The organism is Ralstonia sp. Ralssp135, from assembly GCF_047304345.1.
Classification (GTDB): Bacteria; Pseudomonadota; Gammaproteobacteria; order Burkholderiales; family Burkholderiaceae; genus Ralstonia; species Ralstonia chuxiongensis.
Genome location: NZ_JBGLYZ010000036.1, coordinates 22,168 through 43,702, shown reverse-complemented (window position 1 = coordinate 43,702; position 21,535 = coordinate 22,168). Strand labels below are relative to the sequence as shown.

The following is a 21,535-nucleotide window of genomic DNA, read 5'->3' as shown; positions in this document are numbered from 1 at the left end:
TAGCCCCCCGGTGCGGGGAGCTGCGCTGTTTTTTTATCAATCGTTAATGTTGGCGTGGTCCTCCGCCAATTAAGTGCATGCATGCCGACGCGGCACAGCGCAATTAGCCCGCGTTAAACCAGAATTCAATAAATTTCAGGTTCCAAGTAACGGAACGCTCATCTGTAAAACGCATGCTTCCACTAGCATGCGAGCCATCGCTTGTCGACAACGTATCGGCGGGCATGCCGGGGGGATTCCGGCTGAAGGCAACGAGTCTGCGTAGTTGGCCCGGCCGGTGCAAATCGCATAGCACGATGGGAGCGGGCCCATGAGTTTCACCTCTACCGGCAACGGCAAAGCGCCGTCCGGAAATTCCTTTTTGTCGACGCTGTCCGGCGGCGGATTGTCGTCGGGCATCGGCATGGTTGCGGACGCCGCAGGCATGCTGGGCAACGCGCCGGGGGCCGGTTTGATAGGCGGCGCGGCCCGCGCTGCGCAGTTGGCGCAGACGGGCATGTCATTGCTGGGGCGTACGCCAGCCTCGATTGCCGATGCCATCAACGGCATGCCGGGCGCGAAGTCTCGCCTGACGCAGGACAGCCGCTTCGTGCGCATGGAGTCGCCACTCGGGCCCGACGTACTGCTGGTCAACGCGCTGGTGGTGGACGAGTACGTTAGCCGCCTGCCGGAAATCCATCTCGACCTGCTATCGCACCAGAGCGAAATTGAGATCGACAAGATCGTCGGGCAGCAGGTGTCGGTGTCGCTGGAACCCAAGTCCACCGGCGGCGTGTTCAGCCAGTTGGCGGCCGGGCCGGAGATCGGCCAGCGCTACTTTCAGGGCTACGTTGCATCGTTCGGGCGAGTCGGGCACCCCGGCTCGGTCACTCGCTACGAGATGACGGTGGTGCCGTGGTTCTGGTTTCTCACGCGCTCGACGGACTGCCGCATCTTCCAGAACAAGACGGCGGAAGACATCCTCTCCGAGATCTTTGTCGAGCTCGGCTTTCACGATTTCGAGTTCAACCTGAAGTCGGAGCAGGCGCGGCTCGAATACGTCGTCATGTACCGGGAGTCCTACTACAACTTTTGCGCCCGCCTGTTGGAGCAGGAGGGCATGTTCTGGACGCACCGCTACGAGAAAGACCGGCACGTTCTCGTCATTGGCGACACCAACGACCTGTTCAAGCCGCTGACGCCTGTCGATACGATTTCGTACTACGGCGCCAGCGCCGCCAGCGAGCGCAACGGCATCGACCGGTGGGACGAGGCGTTCAACTTTCGCGTAGGCAAGATCACCTATCGGGATTTCAATTACGACACGCCGTCGTCGCCGCTGATGCACGTGGAAGTGCCGACCACGCTGAAGAACCCGAACATCGGTGGCACCGAGCGCTACGAATACCACTCGCTGTACGACCACAGCGACGACGGCCGCCGGTACGCGCGCTATGCCATGGAGGCAGAAGAGGCGCAGGCGCATCGGTTCAAGGGTGCTGGCTTCGTGCAGGCCATGACCACGGCCGGGCGCTTCCGGCTGACCAATCACCCCGTCTCCGCATACGACGACAAGTCCTTTGTGCTGCTGCACGTACGCCACCACGCCGTGAACGACTACACGAGCCAGGGCGCCGAGCAGCCGTACCGCAACAGCTTTACGTGCCTGCCCGTGGATGTGCCGTTCCGCCCCGAGCGCCGCACACCCAAGCCCTACATGTACGGTACGCAGGCGGCGGTGGTGGTCGGCCCAAAAGGCGAAGAGATCCATACCGACGGCAGCCGCGTCAAGGTGCATTTCTTCTGGGACCGGCGCGGCAAGATGGATGGCTCCGATTCCATCTGGGTGCGCGTGTCGCAGCCGTGGGCCGGCGCCGGTTGGGGCGGCGCGGCTATCCCGCGTATCGGCCAAGAGGTGATCGTTGCTTTTAACGAGGGCGACCCCGACAACCCTGTCATCGTCGGCCGCGTCTTCAACGGCGAGGCCGCCAACCCCTACCACGGCGACAACGGCCAGACCATGGGCATCCGCAGCCAGACGCACAAGGGCGGCGGCTCCAACGAGCTGCGCTTCTCTGACGTCAACGGCGCGCAAGAGGTGTTCATGCACGCGCAGAAAGACATGAACACTGTGGTGCAAGACGCGCAGAGCACGCATGTGGTCAAGGGCGATCGGACGATCCTGGTGTCGACGGGCAACCATGCGACTGAAGTCTCTACCGGCAACATGAGCGAGGCGGTCAAGGGTGACCGCACGACATTGGTGACGCAGGGTGATCACAAGACGCAGGTCGATACCGGCAACATGGAAACCACCGTCGCCAAGGGTGACAAGAAGCTCACCGTTGCCCAGGGCAACTACGAGACGACGGTGTCGGTCGGCGATCAGTCCCACACCGTGACCCAAGGCAACACCACGCAGAAGTCGCCCGCCGGTGTGCACACGATCGAGGCCAAGGAACTGTGGATCAAGGTGGGCGGCGCTGGCGGTACGTCGATCCACATGACAGCCGACGCGATTGAGCTGCACAAGGGCTCGTCCACGATCCGGCTGGATGCGGCCGAGATCAAGATCCAGGCACCCAACACCCATATCAACCCGGATAACGGCTGACATCATGTATCAGATGCAGGAAGGTTCCTTGTCGCTCCCGCCGGACTGGATCGACAAGACGATGAATGTGTTCGTCTCCGCCTCCACCGGCACGGAAGGCGTGAGCTTTGTCATCACGCGCGAGCGTCTGCCATGGGGCATGCAGTTTGGCGAGTACGCCGCCAGTGAGCTGCAAAAGCTCGCCAAGCAGGTGCCCGACTACGAGGCCGTTGGCAGCAGCGAAACCACGGTGTCCGGTCGGGCAGCGTATGCGCACGAATACAAATGGTCGAACAACGGGCGGCCGCTGCAGCAGTTGCTGACGATGGTGGAGCACGGCAAACAGGCGCTGATGCTCACGTTTACCGCCCCGGGCGTGCTGAGCGCCAGCCAGAAAGCGCTGGTTGAGGGGGTCGTGCAGAGCCTGCGCCTCAACGAGCCGGCCTGAGCGCAGCGCAGTCATGGCTGATCAAGATCCAAGCACACCCACTTCTCCGACCGGGCCGAGCGGTACGGCCGAGGAGCGCTTGGCCGCGCTTCAGAGCCTGGAAGACGGCGAGGCGAAGAAGCAGTCGCAGATGAAGTGGGTGGACGGCGCCAACTATGGGATGTTGGGTGCCGACGTCGGCTACGGTGCGTACGCAGCGGGCACGGCCGCCACCGCCGCAGGTGCGACCGGCGCAGCAGCAGCGGGCGCGGCGGCGCTGGCGGCGGTGCCCGCCGTGGTGGCCCTCGGTGGTGCGTGGGTGCTGGGCAAGATCGGCGTGACAGGGGCGATGGCGGAAGGCGCCGAGTGGCTCGGCGACAAGCTTGGCCTCACCATCGGCCGGGGCGACCCGCACCCCGCCTGCGTGGGTGACGACATCGCGCATTCATCAGGCTTCTGGGGCATGGTGGCCGGTCTCGCGATCGGGGTCGCCATCGGTGCCATGGTGGCGGCAACCGTGGCCACGGGCGGGCTCGCCGGCGCAGTGCTGGTGGGGGCCTGCATGGCAGGCGGCTTGAGCATCGGCAGTGCTCTGGCGTCGGCCAGCCAGAGCATGGGCAGCAACTGCGGCAAGATCGCCACGGGTTCAGGCAACGTCACGTTCGAGGGTAAAGCCGCGGCGCGCGTGACGGACATCATCGCCTGCGACAAGCATCCCGGGCCCGAGCCGCTGGTCGAAGGCAGTCTGACCATCACCGTCAACCAACTGCCGATCGTGCGCATCGGCCATTCGAGCCATTGCAGCGGCAAGGTGAACTCCGGCCGCAAAAGCATCCTGATCGACAAGACCACCGGACAGTTCGGGCCGAAAAACCCCGAGCTGACGGCGGGCGAGGAGTTCTTTGCGGGTCTCGTGGGTGGGCTGCTTGGGGCGAAGCTGGGCGGCATGATCGGCGGCAGGGCGCCGGGGGAGCCGAACAAGTCGGCCGAACGTGATGGCGTCAAAGACGAAACCGCCACCAACTGCAAAGACCCGATCGACGTGGCGACCGGCGAGATGGTGGAGATCCGCACAGACGTGTCGATTCCCGGTGTTCTGCCTCTCGTGCTCACGCGCCGCTACCGCACGCGTTCGGATGACGAGGGCCTGCTCGGTCCAAAGTGGTCAACGAACTGGTCGCAGCGCTTGCGGTTGGATGAAGGTCGCCTCGTTCGCTTCTTCGATGGCGGTGGGCTCACGATCACCTTTGAGGCACCCGATGCCGATCTCAACGGCATCAACCTGCGCGAATCACGTTATCGCCTGGAGGGCACGCGAGCCGCACCTCGCGTGCTTGACGATGAAACGCGCCATATCCTGTGGTTTGCGCCATTGGTCGACGGCGCCGTATCGCGCATCGAGCGTATCGAGGACTGGAGCGGCAATGCCATCGCGTTCGAGTACGACTCGCATGGCCGGCTGACAGGGCTGCGACACACGACCGGTTGCGCGCTCGTGTTGACGTATCCGGGCGCGCTGCGGACTGTGTCCAGCATTACCTTGCTCGAAGAGTCGGGCGAGACACGACGTTTGGCCGACTACGTGTATGAAGGCGGGATGCTCGCGCAGGTATCGAGCTTTCAGCATGGCCAGTTCTACTACTCCTACGACGCGCACGGCTGGATGACGAGCTGGCGCGACGCCGACCAGACAGAGGTTCGCTACGCCTACGACGGCTTCGGCCGCGTGGTCGAGACCGGCACGCGCGAGGGTTACCACACCGGCCGCTTCGTCTATGAGGACGGCGTCACGCGTGTGCTCGATGTCGATGGTGAATGGCTCTACGCCCACAACGCCGAAGGACTGGTCACACGCGAGGTGAACCCGCTTGGACATGTGATTCAACGCGAGTGGCAACTCGGCCGATTGGTGTCGCAAACCGACCCGCTCGGGCGGCGCACCGATTTTGGGTACGACGCACAGGGCCGGCTGGCCAGCATGGGCGATCCCACCGGCGGCGCCACGCTGTTCAAGTACGACGCACAGCGTCGCCTTGCGGCTGTGGTGCAGCCGAACGGTGATCGCGTGGCAATGGAGTATGACGACAAGCATCGGCTGATCGCACGCACCGAACCCGATGGGCAGGTCAAACGCTATCGGTACGGTGAACGGGGCGAGCTTCTGCGGGCGGTCGAGGCCGAGCAGGAAACCCGCTTCGACTACGACGCACAGCTTCGGCTCATCAGCACGCGGTTCCCGAACGGCGCGAAGCACGGCTCGCGCTTTGACGTGCTTGGCCGCCTGCTGGAAGAAGTTGATGCGAAGGGCAACGTGACCCGTCACGATTACGCCGCCGGCCTGGACAACCCGCGCGGCGGCCGGGCGCAGACCACGCTGCCGGACGGCAGCACGCATCGCACCGCCTACAACGCCGAGGGGCTGGCGGTGGCGAGCACCGATCCGCTGGGGCGCATCACGCGCCATACCTACGGTCCGTTCGATCTGCTGACAAGCACGATTGACGCCGCAGGTCACATCACCCGCTTTGAATACGACCATGCGACGCGGCCGGCACGGATCGTCAACGCGCGCGGTGAGGTGTGGGAGTTCCGCTATGACGCGGCCGGGCGGCTTGTCACCGAGATCGACTGGGGTGGTCGAGTCTCGCACTATGAGCGAGACGTAGCTGGGCGCGTGGTCAAGAAGACGTGGCCGGACGGCGGTGTCTGGCTCTATCGCTATGACGCGGGGGATCACCCTGTGGCCATCGACGCGGGCGATGTCAAACTCGTCTATCGGTACGACGCCGCCGGGCGCATGACAGCTGCGGCCGTGCAAGGCGAGTCCACGCACATCATCCGCTTTCGCTACGACGGCAAGGGCCGCTTGATCGAAGAGGATCAGCACGGCCAGCGCGTTGAGCATGCCTACGATGCGCGGGGTCGACGCGATGCGCGCAAGACGGCGCATCGTGAGACACGCTATGAGTACGATGCGCTTGGCGCGCTCACGCAGGTTGGCGGCATGCGCATCCAGCGGGATCTGCTCGGAAACGAAACAGGTCGTCAGGCCGGTGAGTTTGTTTTGCAGCGACAGTACGACGCCGTAGGCCGCCTGCAGCGCCAGACAGTCGGCCCCCGTACCGCCTTCGACGCGCTGCCGGTCAACCCCGTTGAAGCGCTGCAGCAACTGACGCGTCAACATTTCCGTTACGACGCTGCCGGGCAACTCGCGCAGATCGATACCGACGCAGACAGCTTCGCGTATGCGCACGACGTACGCGGACAAGTCACTTCCGTCGACAGCGTTCGCCAGCCCGCTGAGCACTATGCCTACGATGTGTCCGGGAACATTGCCGCGCATGGCCGCCCCGGGCCGGTTGATCGGCACGGCTACCTGGCTGGTGGCTTGCCCGTTCAGGCGGGGCATGTCCACTACCGCTACGACGCTCGCGGGCGGGTCATCGAAAAGACCATCGAGGAGCCGGGCGCTCAACCCCGGACATGGCGTTACACCTGGGATGGCCTGAACCGCCTGGTCGGATTGCACACCCCCGCCAACGAAACCTGGACGTACCGCTACGACGCCTTCGGCAGGCGTGTTGAAAAAAGGCATGTCGGGACAGGCAGCGCGGTGCGCTTCTTGTGGGATGGCTACACGCTGGCCGAACAGTGGGAAAGCGGTCGCGATGGGAGCATGGGCGTTGCCACGACCTGGCATTTCGAGCCCGAAAGCTTCGCACCGTTGGCCCAGGAACGTGGCGACCAGATGTACGCCATCTTCTGCGCACCCACTGGCCTACCGCTGGAGATATACCGGGACTCGGGTGAGAAAGTCTGGTCTGCCCGCTACAACCTGTGGGGCAAGCGCATCAGCGAAGAGGCGCATGCGGCAGAACCCGCCCCAGACACCAGCCTGCGTTTTGCGGGGCAATGGGCAGACGAAGAATCCGGCCTGCACTACAACCTCAACCGCTACTACGACCCCGACAGCGGCTGCTATCTCAGCATTGACCCGATTGCCATCCGGGGCGGGCACCGTACGCAGGGCTATGTGCAGAACCCGTTGCGGGAGGTGGATCCACTTGGGCTGGCGGTTTGTCCGGAGCGGTACGACCGATATAAGCAATTGCGTGCGGAGGGGTACTCGGCGGCAGATGCTGCGAAGTTGTCCAAGACGGCAGAAGACGGCACCTTGCCTGAGGTGCCGGGGACCCGAGAAAGCGCCGGTGGTAACACAACCGGCGGCCGGAAATATGGTCCGAAAGAAGGCGAGTCGGAACCCGATTGGGGTGGGCTGGTACGTGGTTACGAGGGCGATCCTCCGGCTGACATGGTCAACCCGCATGGACACCATGCAGTGTTCAAGAAGGGGCGCGGCGTGAAGATGCGAGAGTATCTGGACGAGAGCAAAGACGTCCTCGAAAACTACGATATCGATTGGTACAGAGGACAGGAAAATTTGGGATGGGCGCCAAATAAGAACCACAGCACCGCCGCTGCTAAAGCTGTTCGGGATGCGTTGGTGGAGGCGCACCAAACCGTGGGAACGAGGGAGGCGGTTGTAGATGCGTTGGCCAAGCTAAAAGAGCATTTCAGGAATGATACGATTGGAACCCTTTTCGATTAACGGGGATTGACATGGATTTCGACGATCTTCGCTCGAAGATTGAGCAGGCTGCCTCAGAAGCTTTTCTCGCAGTAAGAAGAAAGTTTCCTAGCCAGATTTTTTGCGGCTATGCCCTGTATTCAGATCCGGATGCGGTGACGGTCGCACCTGCCGTGAATTCGGTTGGTCACCTGCAAAAGATGATTGGCGATGACCCGGGGGACGCCGTCTATTACCGGTGGAGTCCCGGTGAGTGGGATCACGAGTTCGAAGGTGCGGAGTACTTCAAGGATATCTCCATCCTTTTGAATAACGAGGCCAAAAAGCTGGATTCGGAAGCCAAGCGCGAAGCATTCCGAGAGCGTGTCTACGAATCCTGTGTTGCAGTGCTCGAATCCATGAAATCGAAGGGTTTTTTCTCCGATATGGATGAAACAGGGGTGTTGGTTTTCACCATATCCGATGGCGAAAGTGATTTGGAAAGCGACTGGATCGCTCGCTTGAACCGGCGTGAACTCGCTGAGGAATTCCGGAATTGGATTGTTTCCCTGGGGTGATATGCCGGAGCTACCGGAAGCGATTCATCAGCAAATCGTCGCGCTGTGCGCCCAGGGCGACGAACTGGTAGAGCAGGGGAACCTCGACGCCGCCAAACAGCAATACACCGCCGCACTGCGCCTGCTGCCCGACAACCCGCTCGACTGGGAAGCCGCCACGTAGATTTACGTCGCCATTGGCGACGTCCACTTCCGCACGAACAATTTCGACAAGGCGTTCAAGTGCGTCTACAACGCCGTGCAGTGTCCCAAGGGCTTGGGCAATCCGTACATCCATCTTCGCCTCGGCTAGCTTTACTACGAGCAAGGCAACTTCGATAAGGCGGCTGATGAACTGACCCGCGCCTATATGGGCGGCGGCTTGGACATCTTTCTCGACGGCAATCCAAAGTCACTCGAATTCCGCTCAGCTAGTGCAACCCACGTGGCTCGAACATGTCTGGCGGCACGCCGGAGCATCGCCCTCAAACTGCCGATCACGGGCGTTGATGGCTGGAACGTGACCCTCCGACCCTCGCGGTCGAACCTCCACGGGCCACACGCGAGCCTCGAACAGTCGCCTTCCGCAGTCGGAGGTCGAAATTTCCGAGCTCTGACAGCCGGCTTCCAGCCTTGGACCGTCGCGCATGAGCCTCAGAGGGCCAACATCGACGGTTTGAGGGCGACGGTCGGGTCTCGGAGGTCCGATGTATCGGATGTTTTTGGCCCGCGTTCGGGCCTCCGAGGGCCGTGCGCCACTGTTTGATGGTCGAGCGCCGCTCTCGGACTGTCGCAATCGAATGTTTGGGATCGACACGCGCACCGAAAACTGCGGCGCTCCGCCGTCTACGGGGCAACGGCGGTGGGTTAAGGGTCAGGTCTGCTTCGACAAGGTTCGATCGCCGCTCGCTGGGAATCGAAATGGGCAATATGCGCACCGCTGTTGAAGTCCCGAGCCTCGTGCATGGAATCGGGACGCGGAAGAAGCGTTCGCCGCCGCAATCGGCGCAGTTCACTGCAAAACGGCAAAAAAAAACGCGGCCGAAGCCGCGCAGATCTCGCTTTCCAGAGAGAGAGGAGAGAAATTCTTACTGCTGCGCCACCGTTGCCGGGTTGGCCGCGTTGGCCGGTGGCAGATCGCCCCAGCCACCGCCCAGCGCCTTGATGAGCCCCACCGTGGAGTTCATGCGGCTGCCGGCCAGTTGCACGCCGATACGTTCGGCGGACAGCATGTTGCGCTCGGCATCGATCACGTCCAGGTAATTGACCGACCCCGCGTTGTAGCGCGTGCGCGAAAGTTGCGCGGCGCGCGTGGAAGCGCGTACGGCATCGTCCTGTGCCTTGGATTGATCGGCCAGCAGACGCAGTTCCGACAGGTTGTCTTCGACCTCGCGGAAGGCGACGAGCACGCTTTCGCGGTAGTTGGCAACGTTCTCTTCGTACGCGGCACGCGCCTGCTTCACGCCGGCGCTGCGGGCGCCACCGTCAAAGATCGGCAGCGACAGCGCGGTGCCCACCAGCGGGCCGAGAATCCACGTACGGCTGCCCCACTTGAGCAGGTCGCCGATGTCGTGTGACTCGTAGCCGAAGCCACCCGTGAGCTGCAGTTGCGGGAAGAACGCCGCACGCGCCACGCCGATGCGTGCGTTGGCCGCCGCCATCGAGCGTTCGGCGGCAGCCACGTCGGGGCGGCGTTCCAGCAGGGCGGAAGGCAGCCCGGCCGGTACGCGCACGTCGGCCGATTGCAGCGGGTCGGTGCCCATCGTGAAATCAGCCGGTGCCTTGCCCAGCAGCGTTGCCAGTGCATGCTCCAGCACCGCGCGGCGCCGCTGTACGCCGATGCGGTCGGAGCGTGCCGTTGCCAGTTCGGCATCGGCGCGGGCAACGTCCAGCTCGCCAATGTCGCCCGTGTTGAAGCGGCGCTGCACCAGCTTGAGCGCCTCTTCACGGCCGACCAGCGTGCGGGACAGCAAGGCCTCTTCCGCATCCAGCGTGCGCAGGCTGAAGTACGTCTGCGCCACGTCGGCCTGCAATGACAGGCGAGCGGCACGGTACAGCGCTTCGACACGCTCGGCATCGGCGCCGGCGGCATCGATGTTGTTGCGCACGCGGCCGAACAGGTCGACCTCATACGCCACGGTGGATTGCGCACGCCAGTACGTCTGCGGCTGCACGGGCGCGCCAACTGGCAAGCCCGCCGATGCTGCCGAAGCCCGCTGGCGCGTCGGGCCGAAGCCCGCATCCAGTTCCGGGAACAGCGATGCACGGTTGGCCTGCACGAAGGCACGCGCCTGGTTCACACGCGCGGCTGCGGCAGCCAGCGTGGGGCTGGCTTCAGCGGCCTGCGCTTCGAGCTTGTCGAGCGTCGGGTCGTTGAAGATCTTCCACCACGCGCCGTCGGCGGGCAGGGCGGGCTCGGCGGTCTTCCACTTGCCTTGCTCACCTGCGGCCAACGGTGCGTCCGCCGGTTGTGCCGGTTGTGCGGCTTCCTTGAAGGCGTTGGGTGTGCCAACGTCCGGCTTCTCGTAGGTCGGGGCGAGCGAGCAGGCCGCGAGGAACAGCGCGGCGGCCAGCGCCAGCGGGGTCCAGCGGCCCGGCCGCATGGCCGGACCTGTTTGTTGTTGTATAGACGCGTTCATAGCGATGTCTTGATGAGTGTTGACCTTAGTGCTGGGCCGAGGGCACGGGCAGCGCGCCGTCCAGGTCCAGATCGCGGTCGGGTGCATCTTCAGAGCGCTGGCCGCGGCGTGCCGCCAGCGTGCGCAGCAGCACGTAGAACACCGGGGTGAGGAACAGGCCGAACAGCGTCACACCCAGCATCCCCGCGAACACGGCCACGCCCATGGCATGGCGCATTTCCGCGCCGGCGCCGGTCGACACCACCAGGGGCACCACGCCCATGATGAAAGCGATCGACGTCATCAGGATCGGGCGCAGACGCAGCCGGCAGGCCTCGATGGCGGCTTGCACGATGGTGCGACCTTGCAGCTCAAGCTCGCGCGCAAACTCCACGATCAGGATCGCGTTCTTGCACGCCAGCCCCACCAGCACCACCAGACCGATCTGCGTGAAGATGTTGTTGTCTCCATGCGAGAGCCAGACGCCCAGCATGGCGGCAAACAAGCTCATCGGCACGATCAGGATCACGGCCAGCGGCAGCGTCAGGCTTTCGTACTGGGCAGCCAGCACCAGGAACACCAGCAGCACGCAGATTGGGAAGATCCACACGGCCGAGTTGCCGGCCAGGATCTGCTGATACGTCAGATCCGTCCACTCGAAGCGCACACCCTTGGGCAGAGTTTCATGCGCAATGCGTTCCACAGCCGCCTGCGCCTGGCCAGACGAGAAGCCCGGCGCGGGGCCTCCGTTGATGTCGGCAGCGGTGTAGCCGTTGTAGCGCACCACCATGTCGGGGCCGAAGCCTTGCGAGACGCGCAGCAGCGATGACAGCGGAACCATGTCGCCAGCGGCGTTGCGCGTCTTCAGCTGCAGGATGTCTTCTGCATGGGCGCGGAACGGCGCGTCTGCCTGCACCTTCACCTGATACGTGCGGCCGAAGCGGTTGAAGTCGTTCACGTACAGCGAGCCCAGGTACACCTGCATGGTGTCGAACACATCGGTCACCGGTACGCCAAGCTGCTTGGCCTTCACGCGGTCCAGGTCTGCGTTCAACTGCGGCACGTTGATCTGGTAGCTCGAGAACGACGGGCCCAGCTCAGGCGTCTTGCGTGCCTTGGCCATGAAGGCCTGCGTGGCGGCAAAGAGCTGCTCGTAGCCGACCGAACCACGGTCTTCCAGTTGCAGCTTGAAGCCACCCACCGTACCGAGGCCTTGCACGGGCGGCGGCGGGAACACCGCAATGAAGGCGTCCTTGATGGCGCCGTATTGCTGGTTCAGCTGCCCTGCGATTGCCCCGCCCGACAGGTTGGGAGCCTTGCGCTCGTCAAACGGCTTGAGCGTGACGAACACAATGCCGGCGCTCGGGCTGTTGGTGAAGCCGTTGATCGACAGGCCCGGGAACGCCACGGCGCTTTCCACGCCGGGGTGCTTGAGGGCGATGTCCGACATGCGGCGGATGACGTCTTCCGTGCGGTCCAGCGATGCACCGTCCGGCAGTTGCGCGAAGCTCACCAGGTACTGCTTGTCCTGCATCGGCACGAAGCCGCCCGGCACCTTGTTGAACAGCAGCGCAGTCGCACCGATCAAGGCCAGGTAGATACCGAGCATCACTGCCTTGCGGCCGATCACGCGCGACGTGCTGCGGCCATACGATTCCGATGCGGCACCAAACACGCGGTTGAACGGACGGAAGATCCAGCCCAGGCCCTTGTCCATCGTGCGCGCCAGCCAGTCCTTCGGCGCGTCATGGCTCTTGAGCAGCAGGGCGGCCAGCGCCGGCGACAGCGTGAGCGAGTTGAAGGCCGAGATGACGGTCGAGATGGAGATCGTCAGCGCGAACTGCTTGTAGAACTGACCGGTCAGGCCCGTCATGAAGGCCAGCGGCACGAACACGGCAATCAGCGTCAGGGCAATGGCGATGATCGGGCCGCTCACCTCGCGCATGGCCTTGTAGGTGGCCTCGCGTGGCGATAACCCTTCGGCGATGTTCCGCTCGACGTTTTCCACCACCACGATGGCATCGTCCACCACAATCCCGATCGCCAGCACCAGCCCGAACAGCGACAGCGCGTTGATCGAGAAGCCGAACATCAGCATCAGGCCAAACGTACCGATGATGGACACCGGCACCGCCAGCAGCGGAATGATCGACGCACGCCACGTCTGCAGGAACAGGATCACCACGAGCACCACAAGCGCCACCGCTTCCAGCAGCGTGTGCGTGACGGCTTCGATACTCGATCGGACGAACTGCGTCGGGTCATAGACGATGCGGTAGTCGACGCCTTCGGGAAAGTCTTCCTTCAGCTCGGCCATCGTCTTGCGCACGTCATCCGAAATCTGCAGCGCGTTGGAACCCGGCGCCTGGAAGATCGGAATGGCCACCGCCTGCTTGTTGTCCAGCAGCGAACGCAGGCCGTATTCCGATGCGGCCAGCTCGATGCGGGCCACGTCACGCAGGGTCGTGACGGCGCCATCGGGCGAGCTCTTGAGGATGATGTCGCCGAATTCCTGCTCGGTCTTCAGCCGGCCTTGCGCGTTGACGGACAGTTGCAGATCCGTGCCCGGCACCGAGGGCGATCCGCCGATCACGCCAGCCGCCACCTGCACGTTCTGGTCGCGAATGGCCTTGACCACTTCGTTGGCCGTCAGGCCGCGCTCGGCCACCTTGTTCGGGTCGAGCCACACGCGCATCGAGTAGTCGCCCGAGCCGAAGAGCTGCACCTGGCCGACGCCGCTGATACGCGCCAAACGATCCTTGACGTTGAGCACTGCGTAGTTGCGCAGGTACGTCATGTCGTAGCGGTCGTTGGGTGACAGCAAGTGCACCACCATCGTCAGGTCGGGGCTGCTCTTGACGGTGGTGACGCCCAGGCGTTGCACCACGTCGGGCAGACGCGGCAGCGCCTGCGACACGCGGTTCTGCACGAGCTGCTGCGCCTTGTCAGGGTCGGTGCCCAGCTTGAAGGTGACCGTCGTGGTCAGGTTGCCGTCGCTGTTGGCTTGCGATTGCATGTAGAGCATGTTCTCGACGCCGTTGATCTGCTCTTCGAGCGGCGAGGCGACGGTCTCGGCAATCACCTTCGGGTTGGCGCCCGGGAACTGCGCGCGCACCACCACCGAAGGCGGCACGACCTCGGGGTACTCCGAGATCGGCAATCGCCAGATCGAGATGATCCCGACCAGCAGGATCAGCGTGGATAGCACGCCCGCAAAGATCGGGCGGTCCACGAAAAATTTAGAGAAGTTCATGGCTGTGAGCGATGAGTTTCGGTCGCAATCCGGCGCAATCAGGCGCGGTCGGCCGGAAGGCGTTGGGCGTTGGCTGCGGTCTTGGCGTTGGCGGGCTTGGTTTCGGCGTTGGCGGCGGGCGCAGCGGGCGCGGCGGGTGTTTGGGCTTTGGCTTCGGCGGGCGCGGCCGGGGCTTCCGGCTGTGCACCCGGCAACACCACACGCTTGGTGACCAGGCTATCCATGGTCACCGTGTTGGGTGCCACGGCGTCGCCCGGGCGCACGCGCTGGATGCCGTTCACGACGATGCGGTCACCCGCCTTCAGGCCCGACTTCACCACGCGCAGGCCGTCGATGGAGGCGCCTAGCACAACCGGGCGATAGCTCGTCTTGTTGGCGGCATCCACCACCAGGACGAACTTCTTGTCCTGGTCCGTGCCGATGGCCTTGTCGCTAATGAGGATGGCGTCGTGCGGTGCGCCGGTGCTCATGCGCACGCGGGCGTAGAGCCCGGGCGTGAGGCGGCCGTCGGCGTTGTCCAGCGTGGCGCGCACGCGGATGGTGCCCGAGCGCACGTCCAGCCGGTTGTCGACGGACTGGATTACGCCTTCGCGCGTGTAGCCGTCTTCATTGGCCAGCCCGATGTAGACCGGTGTCTTCGCGCCCTGGGCCGCCTTGGCGGAGTAGCGCAGATAGCTTTGCTCATCCGCATCGAACGCCACGTACATCGGCGAGACCGACACCAGCGTCGTCAATACCGGGGCAGCGCCGCCGGCGGAAACGACGTTGCCGACCGTAATCTCCGCGCGCGACACGCGGCCCGCGACCGGCGCCACGATGTGCGTGTACTCCAGGTTCAGCTTGGCGGCGTCCAGCGCGGCGGCGGCGCCTTGCAGGTTGGCCTGTGCCTCGCGTGCGGCGTTTTCCTTCTCTTCAAACTCGCGGCGCGCGATGGCGTTGTCGGCCACCAGCTTTCGTGCACGGTCCAGCTCCGACGTCGTGTAGGCCACGCGCGATTTGGCGGCCGTCAGCGCGGCTTGCGTGCGGGCAACTTCGGCAGCGTAGGGGCGCGGGTCGATGGTGAACAGCGCGTCGCCCTTCTTGACGATGCTGCCGTCCTTGAAGTGGACGGCGGTCACGGTGCCGCTCACCAACGGGCGGACTTCAACGCGTTGAACGGCTTCAATGCGGCCGGAAAACTCGTCCCATTCGGCCACGTTCTTTGCCAGGACCGGTGCCACATCCACCGGCGTGGCAGAGGGGGCGGCTGCCGGCTGCTGCGATGCGCCGGCGCTGGAGACCAGACCGTAGGTGCCCACAGCTGCAACGCCGAGCACGGCGGCAACCGAAATGGCGAGTGTGCGTTTGGACAGGCTCATGATGACTCTCTCGATTTTGTTGGGTAAGCAAAGAGAAAAAGACTGGATAAAAGCGCTTTGGCCGCAGCGTAGAAACACGCGGGCGGCCTCGCACTCCGTTTCTTGTTGTATGGGTTCAGCCAGGCGTCTCCGCGGTCGGGTCAATGGAGGTGTGATCCTTTCGATCCGCACGTGCGCGGCGTTTGCGTGGCGCAGCCGCTTGCCGCGTCATCCCGAGGTGCCAGCGCAGGAAGCACGTCATCTCGTCTTGCGTCACTGCGCTCATGGCAATCGAGTCATGGCAGGCCTCGTTCACGCGCACGACCTGCGTGACGACGCCCGCTTCAATGAGGCACGCGGCATAGCGCTCGGCTTCGGTGCGCAGAAGGTCTTGCGGCGCGGTCAGCAGCAGGGCGGGGGGCAGGCCCTGCAGGCGGCGCGATTCGACCGGTGCGGCGTATGGGTGCACGCGCTCGGTCGGGCGGGGCAGGTATTGGCGGTAGCAATCGGCGCAGACCTCGGCCGAGTTGTCGGCGTTGGCCAGATGGTCTGGGCGCACACGGGCCATGGTCGGATCGAGCATCGGCGCGATCAGGACCTGGGCGCGCAGGTTCGGGCCGCCACGGTCGCGCGCAATCATCGTCAGCGCGGCAGACAGGTTGCCGCCGGCGTCATGCCCGGCCACTGCGATGCGGCGACGGTCAATGCCCCATGCCTCGGCATGGTCGGCCATGCAGCACAGTGCGGCGTACACGTCTTCGGGCGCGGCGGGAAAGGGCGCGGCCGGCGCAAGCGAATAGCCGACCGTAACCACCACCGCCGGCAATGTGGCGGCCAGGAGGCGCGCCGGTGCATCGGCATCGTCAATCGAGCCGCGCACGAAACCACCGCCATGCAGGTACAGCACCCCGGGGCGGCGCAACGGCGCGGCGGCATCGTCGGCGTGCATTTCAGGGCGGAACACGCGCAGGCGGATGCGGCTGGCGTAACCCTGCGTCCAATAGTCTTCGGACGTGACCTCGCGCGGCAGCGGCCCCGCGCCAGCCGTTTCATCGCATGCAGAAGCTTGCTTAGGCAGCGTGGATGCTGCGCCGCGCAAATTGTTATTCAGTGCAACATTTGTGGGGGCGGGCGTTGCGTACGGTCGCGCTGGACGAACAGCGGCTGAAGCCGCATCGCCGGTCAGCGTGCGATCCGAAACAACGAGGCGCGGTGGAGAAGAACCCATGATGTCAGGCGGGGCTTACCTTTGCGGATAACCCGGATATCGATGGGCTGAATGATGGTGATTAGACGAACGCGGATAAATGCCTATAATCGGACATCACTATTAGTTGCAGCCGAACAATCAAAATTTACGGTTGTGCTACAAAGTGTTCTTGCTCGAGGCCGATCTTGTTGCACTGCGAAAACCCGTAGTCGCCGCCTTCCTGATCGCGCCTCATGCTCAGAGCGCGTGCGTGTTCTCGAGCATGAGCAGACCCCTTGATTCCACAGGTCCGGCGCATTGCCCGTTTGATTCCGGCAGTGCGCCCGCCCCGTGGAGTCCGTCCCTAAGGAGCCGCAGATGGATCGCTTGCAGGCCATGCAGGTTTTCACGCGTGTCGTGGAGGCCAGCAGTTTCACCAAGGCTGCCGACAGCCTTCAGTTACCCCGCGCCACGGTGACGAACCTGGTGCAAAGCCTTGAGGCGCATCTCGGCGTGCGCCTGCTGCACCGGACCACGCGCCGCGTGAACGTCACGGCCGATGGCGCTGCGTACTACGAGCGCTGCGTGCGTTTGCTCGGCGATCTGGAAGAGACGGAGGCTGCGTTCTCGCAAAGCGCATCGGGGGCGCGCGGCACCCTGCGCATCGACGTGCCTGCGTCGATTGGCAAACGGTTGCTTGTGCCGCGCATTCGGGATTTTCACGAGGCGTACCCCGATCTTCAGCTGGAGATCGGCATGAGCGACCGCACCGTCGACCTGGTCCAGGAAGGTGTGGATTGCGCCGTGCGTGGCGGCGAGTTGCAGGATTCGAGCCTCGTCGCGCGGCGCATCGGCCAGCTGTCGATGGTCAATTGCGCGTCGCCCGAATATCTGGCCCGCTTCGGCACGCCCCAGACGTTGGAAGACCTCCAGGACCACACGGCGGTGAATTACTTCTCTGCGCGCAATGGCCGCCGCATGGACTGGGATTTCGTGATCGACGGACAGAAGCAGATCCACAAGGTGCGCAGCATGGTGTCCGTCAACGATGCCGAATCGGCGGTGGCGTGCGGCCTGCATGGCCTGGGGCTGCTGCAGACTTCGCGCTTCCTGGTGTACGAGCACCTGATGTCGGGCGCGCTGGTGGAAGTGCTGCCGGACCATGTTTCGGAGCCGGTGCCTGTGTCGGTGGTGTATCCGCACAACCGGCACCTGTCGCCCAAGGTGCGGGTGTTTGTGGACTGGGTGGCGACGCTGTTTGCTGACCACCCGTGCCTGCAGCTCAAGGAAAATCCGCGGCTGCAGATTGTTAGCGCCGCCTGAACAGTTATTTCTGCAAAGTCGCATTTATCAGACGGGAGCAACGATCTATTCTGCCCTCCAAGCGCAACAACGAGCGCAAACGAACAAGGAACAGATCATGAACTCCCGCCTCTTCTCCGCTTTTTCCCGCCGCGCCGTCCTGGCCATGGTGGCCACCGTATCGGCTTCTGCCGCGCTGCTGTCGCAGCCCGCAACGGCTTCCATCCAGCCCAACTTTGACGCTCCGGCCGCGACGCAGGCGGGCCGCTTCGACCCATACACCCAAGGCGCCGACCGCCAGGCAGACACCTATGGCTACCTGTCGTGGAAGAACGATCGCTTTGATCCGTACAGCCAAGGCGCGGATCGCCAGGCCGACACGTATGGCTACCTGTCGTGGAATGGCGATGCCAGCTATCCGAAGGCCGGCGCTGCATCGCGCGCATAAACTGCGACCCGCTGAATTTCTCCTCCTCCCTGTTTGCGGCGTGACTTCATCGGTCACGCCGCATTTTTATTGGTGCTAGAGCCGGGCCGCCAAGGCGCTGATGTTGGGTTGGGAGTATCGTGGCAAGCATGCAGACCGTCATCCTCACGTTCGATTCCAGTCTGACGCCGCTTCTTCCGCTGGCCTTGCGCGGTCGTCCCGTTGTGCGCGCGTGGGCAGAGGGCGCCACGCTCAAGCACGCCATCGAGGCGCTGGGCGTGCCGCATACCGAAGTGGGACAAGTCCTGGTGGATGGCGCACCCACGGGACTGGAGGCCATGTTGCCCGGCCGGGGGCACGTTGCCGTGTCAGCCGTGCAGCCCCTGTTGCCGACCGCGCCGCTGCATTTTCTGTGCGATGCCCACCTGGGGGCCACGGCGCGGCTGCTGCGCATGGCGGGCTTTGACACCGCTTACGACAACAATTACGCCGACGCGGCCATCGAAGCCCTGGCCCTGGGCGAAGACTGGATCGTGCTCTCGCGTGATCGTGAGCTTCTCAAGCGACGCGGCATCCGCCGGGGCGCATTCATCCGCGCGCGAGAGCCGCAGGCGCAGATGCGCGAAATCGTGACGCGCCTGCGGCTGGCCGATGTGGCCAAGCCGTTCTCACGCTGTCTCGAATGCAATGTGCCGCTGCGGATGCTAAGCCCGGAAGAGGCATCCGCCAGCGTGCCGCCCCGCGTTCGCGAGCGCCAACGGCTCTTCAGCACCTGCGATGTCTGCCGGCGTATCTATTGGCCCGGTTCGCACTGGGCACGCATGAATGCGGTGCTGGCCGACATGCTGTCGCCCCAAGCCGACGTATTGATAGACCTACCGGAAGCGGTCGAGCGTATGTCGCGCACTGGTAGTGCAGGCGCCTGACTACTGCGATGGCGCGTTGCGCAGATCGGCCACAAACCGCTCGCGCCAGATGGTGAGGTTGGCCGCCCGCAGCCGATCCATCATGTGGGCATAGCGCGCCTTGCGCTCTTCCAGTGGCATCGTCAATGCGCGGTTCAGTGCCTCGGCCATGCCGCGCGTGTCGTACGGGTTGACGATCAGCGCGGCATCCAGCTCGCGCGCCGCGCCGGCAAAGCGTGACAGCACGAGCACTCCTGGGTCTTCCGGGTCTTGCGCGGCCACGTATTCCTTGGCAACGAGGTTCATGCCGTCGCGCAGCGGTGTGACATAGCCGATCTGCGAGCTGCGGAAGAGGGCCATCAGCACGCGCCGTTCGTACTGCTTGTTGATGTAGCGGATGGGCGTCCAGTCCAGCTCCGAATGCTTGCCGTTGATGCGGCCCGACTCGGCCTCCAGCCGCTGCCGGATCTGCTGATAGGTCTGCACATCCTGTCGCGACGTTGGCGCTATCTGGATGAAGGTCACGTGGCGGCGGTGGTCCGGAAAATCGTCCAGCAACTGCTCGAACGCGCGGAAACGCTCCGGCAGCCCCTTGGAATAGTCGAGCCGATCCACGCTCATGATGAGTCTCGGCGGCTGCTGGCCTTGACCTTGCCCCTGACCAACGGCGCGCTCGCCGCGCGGGCTCGCATGCCGCGTGAATGGATTGCGCCGCGCCAGCGACGCCTTGGCCTGCTGCGCAATCTCGTCCGGATGCACACCGATCGGGTAGACCTCGGCGCGCAGCGTGTGGCCGTAGGCGTGCACGGGGCCGTTCTGTTCCTTTTGTTCGATATAGCCGCGCGCCTCGCGCTCGATGTAGTCGTAAAAGGCGACGCGATCGGTCTCGGTCTGGAAACCGACCAGATCGTACGAACACAGGGCGCGCATCAGGTCTTCATGCGGCGGAATCGTCGTCAGGATTTCCGGCGACGGAAACGGAATGTGCAGGAAGAATCCGATGCGGTTGGTGAGCCCCAGCGCGCGGCACTCCGCGGCAAATGGAATCAGGTGGTAGTCGTGCACCCAGAGGATGTCATCGGGCTGCACCAGTGCCTTGAGCTGATGCGCAAACTGCGCATTCACGCGTCGGTAGCCGTGGTACTCCTGGCGCTCGTAGCGCGAGAGATCCACGCGGTAATGGAAGATCGGCCACAACGTTGCGTTGGCGAAGCCGCGGTAGTACTGATCGTAGTCTTTGCGGTTCAGGCCGACGGTGGCATACGTGATGTTGCCCTTGGTGACGATGTTCGGCTCGTGCGACACAGTGGTCGCGCTCTCACCGCTCCAGCCAAACCAGATGCCGCCGGTTTCACGCAGCGCATCAAACACCCCCACGGCCAAGCCGCCCGCAGTTCCCTGGCCCTCGGTAACGGGCGCAACGCGGTTGGAGACAACAATGAGTCGGCTCATGCGGCACCTCGCTTGGGCGGGGCCGCCAGCGTTGCCAGCCATGCGCGCAATGCCGCGGCGTCTTGCACGCGCCAGCGCGCCTGGCTCGGGCCCGCCCCCACCTTGATCGACCAGCCCTCCAGCGCATTGACGGCATCGAAGGCGCTTTCATCGGTCAGGTCGTCACCGGCAAACAGCACGGTGCGGCCCATGAAGGGCGACTCGGTCATCAGCGTGTGCACCACGTCGCCCTTGCTGGCGCCGCGCGGCTTGAGTTCGACAACCATCTTGCCGGCCTGCAGGCGCACGTGGTCGGCATAGCGGCGCGCGAGGCGGTCAGCCACCGTCAGCACGGCGTTCTCAGCCTCCGGCGCGTGGCGGTAGTGCAGGGCAAAAGCGATGCCCTTGCTCTCCAGCACCACGCCCGAAAACTGCGTCGACAACTGCGTGAGTTCGGCGCGCAACTCGCTCTCCAGCCGGGCGAGCGCATCGGTGTCGGTGTTCAGGCGAACGAAGCCGCCGTCTGCATAGCGGCGTTCGGCGCCGTGCACTCCGGCGATGACGAGCCCCGGCAGCGACAGACGAGACTCCACGTCGTGCACCGTGCGCCCGCTGATGATCGCCAATGCGCCCCCGCTTGCGGCGTGCAGTGCGGCCAGCGTTTCACGCAGCGGCGCGGAGACATGCACGGCATCGGGCTGCGGCGCGATGTCGACGAGCGTGCCATCAAAGTCCAGCAGGAAAGCCGTCCGGCCCAGGTCGAGCGAGGGCAGCGGAGCGGCGTTGGCAGAAGACTGGGGAGAGACGTTCTTAGGCAAACCGGTTCTTGGGAATGTGCGTGATGCGCCTTTTCACGCAAGAACCGGGCCGACCGCGCCAGCCGTTGTCATTTCGGCATTCACGGTGGATCGGTGGTGGCCGTCAGATTGTAAAAACGGCCACGTGATGCA

General features: G+C 64.2%; 14 protein-coding genes. 8 read left to right on the top strand and 6 right to left on the bottom strand.

All coding sequences use genetic code 11. From position 1 onward, the window contains the following. The first annotated feature begins 310 nt into the window (after nucleotides 1-310). Genes ACCD03_RS20520 through ACCD03_RS20500 form a run of 5 tightly spaced genes read left to right on the top strand, consistent with a single transcriptional unit; the run spans nucleotide 311 to nucleotide 8,307 of the window. The gene (locus tag ACCD03_RS20520; protein ID WP_413412716.1) at nucleotides 311-2,593 is read left to right on the top strand and encodes a type VI secretion system Vgr family protein; all 2,283 of its coding nucleotides are present in this window, start codon (nucleotides 311-313) and stop codon (nucleotides 2,591-2,593) included. A gap of 4 nt (nucleotides 2,594-2,597) precedes the next feature. After that, on the top strand, nucleotides 2,598-3,020 hold the full coding sequence (locus ACCD03_RS20515; RefSeq protein WP_413412715.1) for a DcrB-related protein: 423 nt from the start codon (nucleotides 2,598-2,600) through the stop codon (nucleotides 3,018-3,020). A gap of 13 nt (nucleotides 3,021-3,033) precedes the next feature. Next, nucleotides 3,034-7,608 carry a DUF6531 domain-containing protein gene (locus ACCD03_RS20510; protein WP_413412714.1) on the top strand — a complete coding sequence of 1,525 codons (4,575 nt, stop codon included), beginning with the start codon at nucleotides 3,034-3,036 and terminating at the stop codon, nucleotides 7,606-7,608. An 11-nt stretch (nucleotides 7,609-7,619) separates the two neighbouring features. Further along, nucleotides 7,620-8,144, top strand: coding sequence for a DUF4303 domain-containing protein (locus ACCD03_RS20505; protein ID WP_253534614.1), 525 nt, complete (start codon nucleotides 7,620-7,622; stop codon nucleotides 8,142-8,144). 1 nt (nucleotide 8,145) lies between these two features. After that, a complete protein-coding gene (locus ACCD03_RS20500) occupies nucleotides 8,146-8,307 on the top strand; it encodes a hypothetical protein (RefSeq protein WP_413412713.1) in 162 nt (53 codons plus the stop codon). 904 nt (nucleotides 8,308-9,211) lie between these two features. On the opposite strand, the gene ACCD03_RS20495 is transcribed toward ACCD03_RS20500, so the two are convergent. The 4 genes from ACCD03_RS20495 to ACCD03_RS20480 all read right to left on the bottom strand — a co-directional run bounded on the left by ACCD03_RS20495 (nucleotide 9,212) and on the right by ACCD03_RS20480 (nucleotide 16,559). Further along, nucleotides 9,212-10,726 carry an efflux transporter outer membrane subunit gene (locus ACCD03_RS20495; protein WP_413412725.1) on the bottom strand — a complete coding sequence of 505 codons (1,515 nt, stop codon included), beginning with the start codon at nucleotides 10,724-10,726 and terminating at the stop codon, nucleotides 9,212-9,214. Between the two features lie 61 nt (nucleotides 10,727-10,787). Beyond that, nucleotides 10,788-13,994 carry an efflux RND transporter permease subunit gene (locus ACCD03_RS20490; RefSeq protein ID WP_413412712.1) on the bottom strand — a complete coding sequence of 1,069 codons (3,207 nt, stop codon included), beginning with the start codon at nucleotides 13,992-13,994 and terminating at the stop codon, nucleotides 10,788-10,790. A gap of 38 nt (nucleotides 13,995-14,032) precedes the next feature. Next, on the bottom strand, nucleotides 14,033-15,352 hold the full coding sequence (locus ACCD03_RS20485) for an efflux RND transporter periplasmic adaptor subunit (RefSeq protein WP_413412711.1): 1,320 nt from the start codon (nucleotides 15,350-15,352) through the stop codon (nucleotides 14,033-14,035). Between the two features lie 115 nt (nucleotides 15,353-15,467). After that, complete coding sequence (locus ACCD03_RS20480) at nucleotides 15,468-16,559, bottom strand: alpha/beta hydrolase (protein ID WP_413412710.1); 1,092 nt, start codon at nucleotides 16,557-16,559, stop codon at nucleotides 15,468-15,470. Between the two features lie 339 nt (nucleotides 16,560-16,898). Between ACCD03_RS20480 and ACCD03_RS20475 the strand changes: the two genes are divergently transcribed. The 3 genes from ACCD03_RS20475 to ACCD03_RS20465 all read left to right on the top strand — a co-directional run bounded on the left by ACCD03_RS20475 (nucleotide 16,899) and on the right by ACCD03_RS20465 (nucleotide 19,175). Beyond that, nucleotides 16,899-17,843, top strand: coding sequence for a LysR family transcriptional regulator (locus ACCD03_RS20475; RefSeq protein WP_045201564.1), 945 nt, complete (start codon nucleotides 16,899-16,901; stop codon nucleotides 17,841-17,843). Between the two features lie 97 nt (nucleotides 17,844-17,940). Further along, nucleotides 17,941-18,270 (top strand): hypothetical protein, encoded by a 330-nt coding sequence (locus tag ACCD03_RS20470; RefSeq protein ID WP_024978665.1) that lies wholly within the window; start codon nucleotides 17,941-17,943, stop codon nucleotides 18,268-18,270. A 128-nt stretch (nucleotides 18,271-18,398) separates the two neighbouring features. Beyond that, complete coding sequence (locus tag ACCD03_RS20465; protein WP_413412709.1) at nucleotides 18,399-19,175, top strand: Mut7-C RNAse domain-containing protein; 777 nt, start codon at nucleotides 18,399-18,401, stop codon at nucleotides 19,173-19,175. On the opposite strand, the gene otsA is transcribed toward ACCD03_RS20465, so the two are convergent. Together otsA and otsB are read right to left on the bottom strand one after the other, a co-directional pair. Continuing rightward, entirely contained in the window at nucleotides 19,176-20,606 is a 1,431-nt protein-coding gene (gene otsA / locus ACCD03_RS20460) for an alpha,alpha-trehalose-phosphate synthase (UDP-forming) (protein WP_045201560.1), read from the bottom strand. Further along, nucleotides 20,603-21,403, bottom strand: a complete 801-nt coding sequence (gene otsB / locus ACCD03_RS20455; protein WP_413412708.1) for a trehalose-phosphatase — start codon at nucleotides 21,401-21,403, stop codon at nucleotides 20,603-20,605. Before otsB ends, otsA begins: the two co-directional genes overlap by 4 nt. Nucleotides 21,404-21,535: the final 132 nt, after the last annotated feature.